Below are 11,440 nucleotides of genomic sequence, written 5' to 3' on the forward strand. Positions count from 1 at the left end.
AGCTTAATAAAAAGACATGCAGGACAAGATGATTTCAGGCTTCTCGCGCCTGTCCAAGGAAGAAAAACTAGACTGGATTGCAGAGCAGTTTTTTGAAAACCCCCAGGCCACTATTGAGGAGCTCAAAAGCTTTTGGCACGCGGATGCCGAGCAGCAGCGCGTGTTTGATGGCTTTAGTGAAAATACAGTAAGCAACCACTTCCTCCCCTTCGGTATCGCGCCCAACTTTGTCATCAATGGTGAAGTGTACGCTGTGCCTATGGTCATCGAGGAAAGCTCCGTAGTGGCTGCGGCCTCCAGCGCGGCCAAGTTTTGGTCAAAACGGGGAGGATTTCACGCGAAAGTCCTTTCCACCCGAAAGGTCGGCCAGGTTCACTTCAGCTGGACGGGCGAGGGGGCGGCACTGAAAACCGCTATGCCAGCCATCGAAAAGCAGCTCCGGGAAGATACCCGCCACATTACAGCTAATATGGAAAAGCGGGGCGGCGGCATTCAGGAGATTGAGCTCGTTGACCTGACCGCAGAAGAGCCTGGCTACTATCAGCTGCGGGTTACGTTTGAGACCTGCGACTCCATGGGCGCCAACTTCATCAACTCGGTACTGGAAGAATTCGGTATGAGTTTACAGCGGTTTGTATCGGGCCATGCTCCCCTCAATCAGGAAGAAGCTGCTCTGGAAATCATCATGGCGATTCTTTCCAACTATACGCCGGAATGCGTGGTACGCACCTGGGTGGAATGCCCGGTGGAAGCCCTTGAGGCCGGCGGTCAAAATATGGATGCCAATACCTTCGCGCACAAGTTCGCAAAGGCCATTCGCATTGCGCAGATCGACCCCTACCGCGCCACAACGCACAACAAAGGCATCTTCAACGGCATTGATGCTGTGGTTTTGGCCACCGCCAATGACTTCCGGGCTATCGAAGCCTGCGGCCATGCCTACGCTGCCCGCGATGGGCGCTACCGCAGCCTTAGCAGTTGTAGTATTGAGGATGGTGTTTTTAAATTCTGGATGGACCTGCCGCTAGCCGTAGGTACCGTTGGCGGACTGACTCGCCTACACCCTATTGCCCGCCTGTCGCTGGAGATGCTGGGGCACCCTGGTGCAGAAAAGCTCATGATGATCATTGCGACGACCGGCCTCGCACAAAACTTCGCTGCCATCCGTTCACTGGTCACCACGGGTATCCAAAAGGGGCATATGAAAATGCACCTGCTCAATATTCTCAACCACCTCAAAGCATCACCGGAAGAGCAGGAGCAGGCAGCTGCCTTTTTTGCCGACAAAGTTGTCTCTTTTACCGCAGTACGGGACTACATCAAGCAGAGCCGTAACCAACGGCTGATCCCCGAACACTTTTTGAAAAAATAGCTAAAACCAAACCATCATCGAACAAGCCATTCATACCAACGGTAAAGTCCTGTTGACCAGCGAATACGCCGTATTGGACGGTGCTCTTGCCCTCGGGCTGCCGCTAAGGCGCGGGCAGTGGCTCCGCATCCGGACCGCCACTTCTCAGGCCCGGCATACCTGGACCAGCCGATTGCTGGATGGGACGCCTTGGTTTGAGGGCGCATTTGCCGCAGGCGGCATGCTGCTCCAAGCCAATGAACTGAAAACCGGCAAACGGCTGGAGACCATTTTCCAGGGCATTGAAAAACAACGCCCGGGTTTTTGGAGCAATCAGCCCTACCTCTCTTTTGAAACACAATTGGAATTTCCCCGTGAGTGGGGGCTGGGCAGCAGTTCCACCCTGATTGCCGGTATTGCCCGCTGGGCCGGTGTAGACCCTTTTCAACTACTTGAAGATACCTTTGGCGGATCGGGCTATGATATTGCTTGCGCCAACAGCCCACACCCGGTACTTTTCCAGCGGCGGCAGGGCAAACCTGCTTATGTGGAAATCCCCTTCGTGCCCGCGTTTGCAGCACATATTTGCTTCGTTTTCCTGAACCAAAAACAAGACACCCGGGAAGGGATCGAGAGATACCGCCGCCGGGGCAGTGGCACAGAGAAGCTTCGGGCACGGCTTTCGGAGCTCACTCTGCTGTTCCTGCAAGCACGTAATGCCGTCGAAGCGACCCTTATCCTGGAAGAACACGAAGCACTGATTTCCGAAACCCTCAATTTGCCGATGGTCAAGGAAAAACACTTCCCCAACTTCCCGGGTGTTATTAAATCTCTGGGGGCCTGGGGCGGCGACTTCGTCATGGCTATCAGTGAGAAGCCTCCTCAGGCCGTGCAGCAGTACTTTAAAGTCAAAGGTTTTGAGACGGTTTTTGATTATGAAAGTTTTGTTTAGAGATGCTATGTTTAGCATCCAAACAAACCAGAGGAAGCAAAGAATAGAGCAGCCAAAACGGTACAGCAATGTCTCATTATTCGGTTTTCTGTCAAAACGGGCCATTTATGGCCCATGTTCGGCAACACGATTTGCCCGATACCTTGGGCAATTAGGGAATACTTCTTATTTTTGACGCCGTTGAGTGCTTTGTAAGGCACAAGCGTCCGGGACATCCGCCCGGGCCCATCCAATTAACAGTAAACAACAATCGAGATATGGAAGCAAATGCGGAAAATAAATCAAATGCAATGGATTGGATCCTGTTCCTGGTATCCACTGCCATTATGATCTTCATGCTGATTTTTATGAATGAGTGGTTTTGGGTAGTACTGCCCTTCTCTCTGACCTACCTGGTGAAGGCACTGCGGGCGATGTAAAGACCGCCTCAGCATTGAAGAGACTGGAACAGCCGGCTTTCCTGTGGGGGAGGCTGGCTGTTTTGTTTTTGGAGGCATTTTCTTCACGATCAACACTGCGTTCAAAGCCCAGATCGACCTCCTCGTCTACCGCCTCTACGGGCTGAGCTGGGCGGAGGTGAAGCTGAGGGACCCGGCCTTTGGGATGGGGGAGGTGGAATATGAGGCAGTGGAGGTCTGAAACAATAAGGCATGGCCAAAAGGCAGTCAAAGAGAAAGCAGGTGCGACCCCTACAGGGTCGGGCATACCACTTCATTGCCAGTTCAACTGATATTTGACGCCTACAGCGTCAGGGGCCGGATAAAAGTAAGTTCATCATTCCACGTGAGCTCCTGTCTGTGCAACCGGGTATAGTTTTTCACCAGAGAACCTGCCTGTGAAGCCTGCCTGCCATACCGCCACGCCGGGTCGGGCAATCTCTTGCCGGGCAGACATTTGAGGATGCTTTTCTTTACCGGAATCTAAGGTTTTTCAGCTAAGCAGGTGTCAGCAGGCTGCCCGGTACGGGCTTATAAGCGCACAGAGCTAGGTGACATCGAAAAGCTACCCCCCCGATGTACTGAAACAGACCCCAGCGGGGTCTCCCATCAGTAACGCAGGCAATATGCCAGCACTGACCCTGTAGGGGGTCACACCTTCAATTACCGGTTCAACTGATCGTTGACGACTACAGCGTCAGGTGCCTAATCACGGAAGCACCAAGGCGTGATACGGGGATTCTACAAGTTGACGAATGAGATACAGCTTATGAGGCAGACCAATAGACCGCTGACGGCTTCAAGTTTGAATTGTTTGATGATAAGATAACCTACTCAAGGAAGCGCCGATAACTGATAAACAGACAACGGCGCAGGAAATTAAAGCGCTATTCCCTAAATTAGGAAGACAGCATATTTACTGGTTTTCCTGCCTAGCAAAAATGCATCCCTCAACTATAGCTCCGCACCCCCTGGTATAGCGGGAGAACCTGCCGGACCCCGGTAAAGACCTGGAGAAAGCGCCCCGACAGAGCTCGCCCCCCTTGCTTTTTCGCCCCAAAAGATTTAATATTGATCTATATCTGTGGCCATTACAATCATCGGTCACTTCCCCAACTTGCAAAATAGACTCATTCGCCTTTGTGGCCTTGCATGGGCTTAATCCTATTTTGTATGGTTGTCAAAAAGAAGCCGCCGCGGTTGATACCGATGGATAAAAGAAGCTGGGAGCGTTATGTGATATTGCTGATACTTTTGATTGGCAGCACTGCTCTGCTGTTTTACGGGAGCGATTTCGCTAAACTTTCACCTGAAAGAAGGCAAAAGCTGGAAAAGGAGCTGGAAGAGCTTGAGAATGCTGAACAGTATGCCTTAGTTGCCGCAATAGATGGATGGTATCCTTGTTTTCACTGCAAAAACACGGACCGCATATTTCTCCTTAAAAGTGAAGTTTGGAAGTCTGGCGTAACTAGAAAAGGTGAAAAAGAAAGGTATGGCACTGGACTTCTAGATCGCCGATTAATTTATACCATTCAGTATACAGGTCAACTTCAAGAGTGCTTGAAGCAAGAAAAGATTAAGATTTATACGTATGCATTACTTCCGGAGAACCTTAAAAGACAACATCCATTAATACGTCCACCTGGGAACAAACGAGATACTTAAATGAAAACTACCACCACCCGTACCTTCCGCCTCGGTCTCATGGTCGAAGAAAAAGATCTCCCAGCCATACACGATAAGTTCAATAAGCTGGAAGATGATCTGAATGCAATCGTTGGAGAGGAACAGTTGCCTACGATTTACGTGACCTTAGATCTCCGCAAATACCCCGCAGAAGATAGCTTGGAATTGACAAAAGGGAAAGTAATACTGCATTTATGCTTGCAGGGTATGGAGCTGACTAATTTTCGTTCGGAGGTAGTCGGACAGTTGACTAAATGGCTAGATGGTGTGGAAGGCATTCCTGAACTGTTGACCGATAAGATAATGCTACTCGGGGATACATAATACACCAATAGGAACCAGCCTAATTAATCATTGGTCTTTGTAAGATAACAAGGGAAGAATTCCTGTTTTTTATGATTTTCACCCCCCGCACTTTCCGCCTCGGCCTGATGGCCGAAGAAGCTGATTTGAAATTTGTCCCTGATGCCCTGACGGAGCTGGAAGATGATTTCAATACCGCAACAGAAGGATTGACCCTGCCTGTTTTATACGTGGTCATTGACCTTCGTATCAATAAAGACAGAGACACCTTTGACTGGGATGAAACCCAAATTGCATGGTATATACCTGTCGAACGGGAGAATGCTTCTGCTGAAAGATTCCGGCAGGCGGTGATCAGGCAGGTGCTGGAGCAATTACAGGAGTGGGAGGAGGTGCCTGCTGCGCTGACCGAAAGGATAAAAAAGCTCAAAGGCGCGTAACCGGACCAAACGTTGTACCTGGTTATATCAGTGTTTTTCCTTCTACAACGACGCCATCTTCCGAGAAAGCAGCACCGAAGCAAAATCACATTCCGGATCCTCTGGTACAAAGTCAAGGATCGTCATATCAAGGCTATTGAGTACTTCCTGATACGCTGCCGGCGAAAGGCTGCTGTGGTAGACCGGTTGCCCGCCCACGCGCCCGGTGACTTCCCCTGCATCAGGACCCACGGTCAGCAAGAGCAGGCCTTCCGGTTGCAAATGTTGGGCAAACCGGACCAAAGTTGCGCGTTGCTCAGCGGGCGTCAGGTGAAAAAAGCTGTGCCAGCTGATGATGCCCTGAAAGAGTTGTGGCAAATCCAACGCCCGCATGTCCATCCGGTACCAGGTGCTGTGGGGGAAGCGCGCTTTCGCCAGCTCAACCATAGGCGCTGCGAAGTCGATACCCGTGACTGCATAGCCCTGCTGAATTAAATAGCGTGCTATCGGCTCCCCTCCCCCGCAGCCGGCATCAAGAATAGCCGCTGATGGTGGCAACAGATCCTCAAACCGGCGGAGCCATTTCCTTTCGAACAGTAACCGGCTCCGCTCGGTGTCATACTGTAAGCCGTACTGCTCGTACACGCTTCTTGTTTTTGCGGCAAGTATTCTGAGATTTGCGTTTTTGTCCATGTTTTTTTTGTAGTTGGACAGCTTGCACGGCCTGTTTGCTATTCTAACTGTACAGCTCCCGGAATTCGCATGACCTGAATTTCAAAAGAGCACCAAGATGGAAAAACAACAGTGCGAACGCGATACCCGACAACAGAAAAGGCCCGCCCGGGCAGCAGTCCTGACGGCTTACAGTTTTTGTCCGATTTAAAACATATAGCCAACGTACTGCTTGAACCGCTCGAAGCCAATGTTATAAGAGCTTGTTCTTCACTCCTATCCGCACTTTTCAAACCTTCTCATCCACGCCCTGTGCCGCCTTCTGATCCAGGAACCAATGCACCTTACCGTGGACAGGCTTTATATGCGCTGCCGGAAAAGCCTGTGCGCCTTCTTCTTCATTCAAAATCGCAGCAACTTTGCTCGTTTTGCTCTGCCCAGTAACCAAAAAAGCAACATCATGGGCATTGTTCAGCACCTTGCCCGTTAGTGTAATGCGCTCCTGATCCGTATCGGGGTGCTGTGCCAGCGCACAAACCTCATCCGCTTCCATGAGCTCTATTTGGTAAGGGAAGATGGATGCCGTGTGGCCGTCACCGCCCATACCGAGTATGATCAGGTCAAAAACCGGCCAGCCGTTCCCGACCGGCAGGTTCTCCTCTATTTCTTCTGCATAGCGGCCCGCTTCGGCTTCAGCAGGCAGCTCCCCCCGCAACCGGTGAACATTACAGGAAGGCACGCCTACAGGTGCGAGGAACAGGTCGCTTGCCATTTTGAAGTTGCTCTCCTCATCATCGGGAGGCACACAGCGCTCATCGCCCCAGTAAAAATGAATTTTTTCCCAGTCTATCCGATTGGGGTATTCTTCTGCCCAAAGGCGGAAAAGCGCAGCAGGGGTACTGCCGCCGGAAAGGGCTACATGAACGGGGCCGTCTTTTTCAGCCAGCCACGCTTCAAAGAATTTGGCGAAATCGCGGGCCACCTGCCCGGGGGTATCAGAGATGTGGATGTGCATATGACGCTGAGTTTTGTTTAGTCTTAAAGTTCGCAAAAATTCCGGGAGTCTGTCAAATTACGGCAAGGGTTTCGCCAACTCACCCGCTCGCCTTCAATCAGATTATCGGCAACATCCGGGCCCCAGGTACCAGCGGGATAGCCGTACAGCTTGATGTCCGGGTCATTTTTCCAGGCATTGAGCAGGGGGTCCACAAATCGCCAGGCTTCTTCCAAACTGTCCCCACGGGCGTAAAGGGTGGCATCCCCCTTCATGGCATCCAGGATGAGACGCTCATAGGCATCAGGGACGTGTGCATCCGTCAGGTCAGAGTAATGGAAGTCCATCTCTACGTTCTTCACATTAAAGCCAGACCCAGGCACTTTCATGCCAAATTGCAGCAGCAAGCCTTCATCCGGCTGTATCCGGATGATCAGCTGATTGTTCATATTCATCATTTCTTCGTTGCTGCGGAACAGGTGATGGGGCGGTGACTTGAAGTAAACGACCACTTCGGTAGCTTTGGTCGGCAGGTTTTTGCCGGTGCGGATGTAAAAAGGGACACCCGCCCAGCGCCAGTTGTCGATAAAAAACTTCAGCGCAACGTAGGTCTCCGTCATGGAGTCCTCACCTACGCCTTTTTCTTCCCGGTAGCCTTTCACCTGCTTCCCTTGAACTTCCGCCGCGATATACTGCCCCCGGATGGCGTACTTAGCCACTTCTGACTCTGCGATCGGGCGCAGGGCTTTAAAAAGTTTCAGTTTTTCGCTGCGAATAGACCCGGCATCTGCATTGATCGGTGGCTCCATAGCAATATGAGCCACAATTTGCAGCAGGTGGTTTTGCACCATATCCCGCAATGCGCCGGACGAATCGTAGTAACCGCCCCGGTCTCCCACACCGATTTTCTCAGCAGAGGTGATTTCAATATGGTGGATGTAATTGCGGTTCCAAAGCGGCTCAAAGATGCCGTTGGCAAAGCGGGTGACCAAGAGGTTTTGCACCGTCTCCTTGCCCAGATAGTGGTCAATGCGGAAGATTTGATCTTCGCCAAAGTATTGTTGCAGGCTCTTATTGAGGCTTTCCGCCGAGGCACGATCGTACCCAAATGGCTTTTCAATAATCAGGCGCCGAAAGCTCTTTTCGTTACTGTTCAGCCCTTCCTGTGCCAGATATTTCGGGATTTCCGTGTACAGCCGCGGCGGCACAGACAGGTAAAAAACGTAGTTGCCCGCTGTGCCCATTTGCTCATCAATTTCCTGCAGGCGGGCCCGGACCTTGGGGTAATCGGCTCCTTCCAGTGTATCAATAGGCTGGTAAAAGAGCTTTTGCGCAAAGTCCTTCCTCTTGTTGTCCTCTATAAATTCGTTGTCGGTAAAAACCGCTTCCCGAAAAGCCTCATCACTGAATTCGGTACGGCTGACCCCCAGCACAGCGAAAGATTCGGGTAGCAGGTCACTACAGTAGAGTTCATAAATAGCGGGCAGCAGTTTGCGCTTCGCCAAATCACCGGAAGCTCCGAAAATCACAAATACCTGTGGGTCCATTGGGTTATTTTTTGATGAAATCGAGCAGCACCATGCAACCAGGAATGCACAGCCCTGTTTTAAGAAAAGGCTGGATAGCCGCTAAAGTTTTACAATTGATATTTAAATACCTATGAAGATTGGATTAGCCGCCGATCATGGCGGCTTCGAACTTAAGAACCAAATGGCCGGCTGGCTACAGGAAGCAGGCTTTGAAACCACTGACCTCGGTGCCCACGAATACGATGCTCAGGACGACTATCCAGACCTCGTGCACCCGCTCGCGCAAGCCGTTGCAGCGGGCACCGTAGACAGGGGCATAGCAGTATGCGGTAGCGGGGTGGGCGCTGCCATCGTCGCCAACAAAACCAAAGGCGTACGGGCGGCTCTGATTACAGAGACCTACTCTGCCCGGCAGGGGGTAGAGCACGATAATATGAACCTCCTCTGTCTGGGCGGCAGAGTCATTGGCCCGGAACTAGCACGGGAGCTGGTCTTCGCTTTCGCGAAAGCGCAGTACAGTGGCGAAGCCCGGCATGAGCGCCGCCTTAACAAACTTCAACAAATCGAAAACTCCAAGGATGGACAATAAAGGATACGATTTTGGCATGATTGGCCTGGGTGTAATGGGCCGTAACTTCATTCTCAACGTGCTGGATAATGGCTTCTCCGCTGCCGGGCTCGACCTCGATGCAGAAAAAGCAGCTGCGCTGGAAGAAGAGGGTGCCGGCAAACCTGTGATGAGCACTACAGATACCGCAACTTTTGTGCAAGCCCTTAGCCCGCCCCGGAAGATCATGTTACTGGTGCCGGCAGGTAAGGCGGTAGATAGTGTCATCGACTCTCTCCTGCCCCACCTTGGAGAAGGCGACCTCATTATTGACGGTGGCAATTCTTATTTTCCCGATACTGACCGCCGCTTCGAACAGCTCAAAGCTAAAGGCATCCGGTTCATGGGAATGGGGGTCTCCGGAGGGGCAGAAGGTGCCCGGCGGGGCCCAAGCATCATGCCGGGCGGTGACCCCGAAGCCTACCGGTTGGTGGCGCCTATACTCGAGGCCGTAGCCGCCAAGGCTAAAGGCGAGCCCTGCGTTGCCCACCTTGGCAACGGTGCTGCCGGGCATTATGTCAAAATGGTGCACAACGGTATTGAGTATGGACTGATGCAGCTGCTGGCAGAAGCCTATGACATCCTCAAAAACATAGGTGGGCTGGACAATCCGGCCCTGCACGAAACCTTCAAAGGGTGGAATGAAGGTGCCCTGGAATCTTTCCTTGTGGAAATCACCAGCAAAATTTTTGCTCAACCTGATGATCAGGGTGAAGGCTGGCTGGTCGATAAAATCCTGGACAAGGCCAAACAGAAAGGAACCGGCAAATGGACCTCACAGAATGCTATGGACCTTGGCATCCCTGTGCCCACTATTGATGCGGCGGTGACCATGCGCGGCTTATCGGCATTCAAGGCAGAACGGACTGCCACCGCCCCCCACTACAGCCGGTCAATTGAGGACTATCCGGACGTGGAACAAGCACAGTTGGTCAATCAGGTTGGGGAAGCGCTGCATTTTGCCTTTATGATCACCTACGCACAGGGTATGCACCTGCTGGCGGAAGCCTCCCGGGAGTACAAATTTGACCTGAACCTGGAGACTATAGCCAAGATTTGGAGAGGCGGCTGTATTATCCGGGCGGAAATACTGGAAGACATGCGGCAGGCTTATCAGCAGGACGCGCAACTGAACAACCTGATCCGGTCCCCATTATTCCATAGTTCGCTGCTCTACGGGCAACGCGCTGCCAGAAGCGTGGTACCAACCGCCGCCCGGTTTGGAGTCCCGACCCTGGCGCTGTCTTCCACTCTACATTACTTTGATGCCTACCGGGACGAGCGCCTGCCGCTCAACCTCGTGCAGGCACAGCGTGACTTCTTTGGCTCGCATACCTATGAGCGCACTGACCGCGAAGGCATTTTTCATACCAAATGGGAAGCATGAGCATCACACAGCTTGATCAACGCTTTGAGCATTCGGATGCTTTTCCCAAAATAGAAGTAGAAAAAAGTTTCCGGTTTATTGAGTACCGGGCTTACGAACGCTACAGGCGCGTGCCGGTATGGTCTGCACAGCATTTTATTGTCTTTGTACTACAGGGCAAAACCATCATTGAAACCGGTGGAGCGAAATTTCCGGTGACTGCCGACGAGGCGCTCTTTTTGCGCAAGGGCAGCTACCTCATGTCAGAAATGCCCCTTGACCAGGGTGTTTTCCAAAGTGCGCTTTTTTTTCTGGATGCCCCCTTTCTGAAGCAGTTTGCCCGCCGGCATTCCGACCTGCTCCCCAGCCCCAACCGTGCGAGTCAGGCACCGGGGATCCGGTTGCATGTTACCGAACCGATGAGCCAGTTTTACCATGCGGTACTCCCCTACTTCAATACGCCACTCAATGAGGCACGCCGCCGCGGATTGACACTAAAGCTGGAAGAATTACTGTTGAACCTCATCGCCGAACCGCAAAACGAAAGTTTCGCGCTGTTTTTAAATGGTTTGCTGCAAAGCAAGCCTGCGATGACGTCTGTGATGGAGCAAAACTTCATGCTCAACCTTCCGCTTGCTCAGTTTGCGCAACTGTCGCAGCGGAGCTTGTCCGCATTCAAACGGGAATTCAAGGAGGCTTTCGATTGCCCGCCTGCTCAGTGGCTCCACAACCGCCGGCTAAAGCACGCCGCCTACCTGTTGGAACATACGGCCTACCCGATAACGCAGACCGCTATGGAGTGTGGCTTCAAAGACCTTTCGCATTTCAGTGCCGATTTCAAAGCCGCCTATGGCTGCAGCCCCTCTCATTATCGCAAAAGAGCTACGGCCCAAAGTCTCTAAACGATCTGCCAAAACCAACCCGCCCGCCGGGAATGACACTATAAATAAAATAAAATCATCATATCAGCTCAATGATTAGAGGTAACTATTTAGGTAGGGCTTCCTGCAGCAGCGTAGCTGCGAAGGAACGACTCGCCCCGCCAGGCGTTGAGCAGCTCGTCATAGGCAGACAAGCCGTGCTTTTTTGCCGTACTGCAAAAGCTTTTGATCCTTGCATAGTGC

At 52.0% G+C, this 11,440-nt stretch carries 13 protein-coding genes; 10 read left to right on the forward strand and 3 right to left on the reverse strand.

Annotated elements, in window-relative coordinates:
• Window positions 1–16: 16 nt before the first annotated feature.
• The 7 genes from RIC19_RS08170 to RIC19_RS08200 all read left to right on the forward strand — a co-directional run bounded on the left by RIC19_RS08170 (window position 17) and on the right by RIC19_RS08200 (window position 5,169).
• On the forward strand, window positions 17–1,372 hold the full coding sequence (locus tag RIC19_RS08170) for a hydroxymethylglutaryl-CoA reductase, degradative (RefSeq protein ID WP_350177812.1): 1,356 nt from the start codon (window positions 17–19) through the stop codon (window positions 1,370–1,372).
• A 28-nt stretch (window positions 1,373–1,400) separates the two neighbouring features.
• Window positions 1,401–2,303 carry a GYDIA family GHMP kinase gene (locus tag RIC19_RS08175; protein ID WP_350177824.1) on the forward strand — a complete coding sequence of 301 codons (903 nt, stop codon included), beginning with the start codon at window positions 1,401–1,403 and terminating at the stop codon, window positions 2,301–2,303.
• 290 nt (window positions 2,304–2,593) lie between these two features.
• Window positions 2,594–2,722 carry a hypothetical protein gene (locus RIC19_RS08180; protein ID WP_350177813.1) on the forward strand — a complete coding sequence of 43 codons (129 nt, stop codon included), beginning with the start codon at window positions 2,594–2,596 and terminating at the stop codon, window positions 2,720–2,722.
• Between the two features lie 43 nt (window positions 2,723–2,765).
• Window positions 2,766–2,942, forward strand: a complete 177-nt coding sequence (locus tag RIC19_RS08185; RefSeq protein ID WP_350177814.1) for a hypothetical protein — start codon at window positions 2,766–2,768, stop codon at window positions 2,940–2,942.
• Window positions 2,943–3,913: 971 nt separating this feature from the next.
• Window positions 3,914–4,405 (forward strand): hypothetical protein, encoded by a 492-nt coding sequence (locus RIC19_RS08190; protein WP_350177815.1) that lies wholly within the window; start codon window positions 3,914–3,916, stop codon window positions 4,403–4,405.
• Window positions 4,406–4,750 carry a hypothetical protein gene (locus RIC19_RS08195; RefSeq protein WP_293563941.1) on the forward strand — a complete coding sequence of 115 codons (345 nt, stop codon included), beginning with the start codon at window positions 4,406–4,408 and terminating at the stop codon, window positions 4,748–4,750.
• Window positions 4,751–4,821: 71 nt separating this feature from the next.
• The gene (locus RIC19_RS08200) at window positions 4,822–5,169 is read left to right on the forward strand and encodes a hypothetical protein (RefSeq protein ID WP_350177816.1); all 348 of its coding nucleotides are present in this window, start codon (window positions 4,822–4,824) and stop codon (window positions 5,167–5,169) included.
• Between the two features lie 42 nt (window positions 5,170–5,211).
• Here RIC19_RS08200 and RIC19_RS08205 read toward each other — a convergent pair whose 3' ends face one another.
• The 3 genes from RIC19_RS08205 to zwf all read right to left on the reverse strand — a co-directional run bounded on the left by RIC19_RS08205 (window position 5,212) and on the right by zwf (window position 8,361).
• Window positions 5,212–5,841, reverse strand: a complete 630-nt coding sequence (locus RIC19_RS08205) for a class I SAM-dependent DNA methyltransferase (RefSeq protein WP_350177817.1) — start codon at window positions 5,839–5,841, stop codon at window positions 5,212–5,214.
• 268 nt (window positions 5,842–6,109) lie between these two features.
• The gene (pgl, locus tag RIC19_RS08210; RefSeq protein ID WP_350177818.1) at window positions 6,110–6,835 is read right to left on the reverse strand and encodes a 6-phosphogluconolactonase; all 726 of its coding nucleotides are present in this window, start codon (window positions 6,833–6,835) and stop codon (window positions 6,110–6,112) included.
• 23 nt (window positions 6,836–6,858) lie between these two features.
• Window positions 6,859–8,361: a glucose-6-phosphate dehydrogenase gene (gene zwf, locus RIC19_RS08215; protein WP_350177819.1), complete on the reverse strand. Its 1,503-nt coding sequence runs from the start codon at window positions 8,359–8,361 to the stop codon at window positions 6,859–6,861.
• A gap of 112 nt (window positions 8,362–8,473) precedes the next feature.
• Here zwf and RIC19_RS08220 point away from each other — a divergent pair, with 112 nt between their 5' ends.
• The 3 genes from RIC19_RS08220 to RIC19_RS08230 are packed head-to-tail and all read left to right on the forward strand — an operon-like array spanning window position 8,474 to window position 11,218.
• Window positions 8,474–8,932: an RpiB/LacA/LacB family sugar-phosphate isomerase gene (locus tag RIC19_RS08220; protein WP_350177820.1), complete on the forward strand. Its 459-nt coding sequence runs from the start codon at window positions 8,474–8,476 to the stop codon at window positions 8,930–8,932.
• The gene (gene gnd, locus RIC19_RS08225) at window positions 8,922–10,337 is read left to right on the forward strand and encodes an NADP-dependent phosphogluconate dehydrogenase (RefSeq protein ID WP_350177821.1); all 1,416 of its coding nucleotides are present in this window, start codon (window positions 8,922–8,924) and stop codon (window positions 10,335–10,337) included. The genes RIC19_RS08220 and gnd overlap by 11 nt, the downstream gene beginning before the upstream one ends.
• A complete protein-coding gene (locus RIC19_RS08230; protein ID WP_350177822.1) occupies window positions 10,334–11,218 on the forward strand; it encodes an AraC family transcriptional regulator in 885 nt (294 codons plus the stop codon). The genes gnd and RIC19_RS08230 overlap by 4 nt, the downstream gene beginning before the upstream one ends.
• Window positions 11,219–11,440 lie beyond the last annotated feature (222 nt).

The organism is Phaeodactylibacter sp., assembly GCF_040219495.1.
Lineage (GTDB): Bacteria > Bacteroidota > Bacteroidia > Chitinophagales > Saprospiraceae > Phaeodactylibacter.

What these genes read in the sequence shown, in the direction of transcription:
- pgl (WP_350177818.1), bottom strand. Translation starts at nt 6,835, where the DNA reads ATGCACATCCACATCTCTGATACCCCCGGGCAGGTGGCCCGCGATTTC.
- RIC19_RS08220 (WP_350177820.1), top strand. Translation starts at nt 8,474, where the DNA reads ATGAAGATTGGATTAGCCGCCGATCATGGCGGCTTCGAACTTAAGAAC.
- gnd (WP_350177821.1), top strand. Translation starts at nt 8,922, where the DNA reads ATGGACAATAAAGGATACGATTTTGGCATGATTGGCCTGGGTGTAATG.
- RIC19_RS08190 (WP_350177815.1), top strand. Translation starts at nt 3,914, where the DNA reads ATGGTTGTCAAAAAGAAGCCGCCGCGGTTGATACCGATGGATAAAAGA.
- RIC19_RS08200 (WP_350177816.1), top strand. Translation starts at nt 4,822, where the DNA reads ATGATTTTCACCCCCCGCACTTTCCGCCTCGGCCTGATGGCCGAAGAA.
- RIC19_RS08230 (WP_350177822.1), top strand. Translation starts at nt 10,334, where the DNA reads ATGAGCATCACACAGCTTGATCAACGCTTTGAGCATTCGGATGCTTTT.
- RIC19_RS08180 (WP_350177813.1), top strand. Translation starts at nt 2,594, where the DNA reads ATGGATTGGATCCTGTTCCTGGTATCCACTGCCATTATGATCTTCATG.
- zwf (WP_350177819.1), bottom strand. Translation starts at nt 8,361, where the DNA reads ATGGACCCACAGGTATTTGTGATTTTCGGAGCTTCCGGTGATTTGGCG.
- RIC19_RS08205 (WP_350177817.1), bottom strand. Translation starts at nt 5,841, where the DNA reads ATGGACAAAAACGCAAATCTCAGAATACTTGCCGCAAAAACAAGAAGC.
- RIC19_RS08195 (WP_293563941.1), top strand. Translation starts at nt 4,406, where the DNA reads ATGAAAACTACCACCACCCGTACCTTCCGCCTCGGTCTCATGGTCGAA.
- RIC19_RS08170 (WP_350177812.1), top strand. Translation starts at nt 17, where the DNA reads ATGCAGGACAAGATGATTTCAGGCTTCTCGCGCCTGTCCAAGGAAGAA.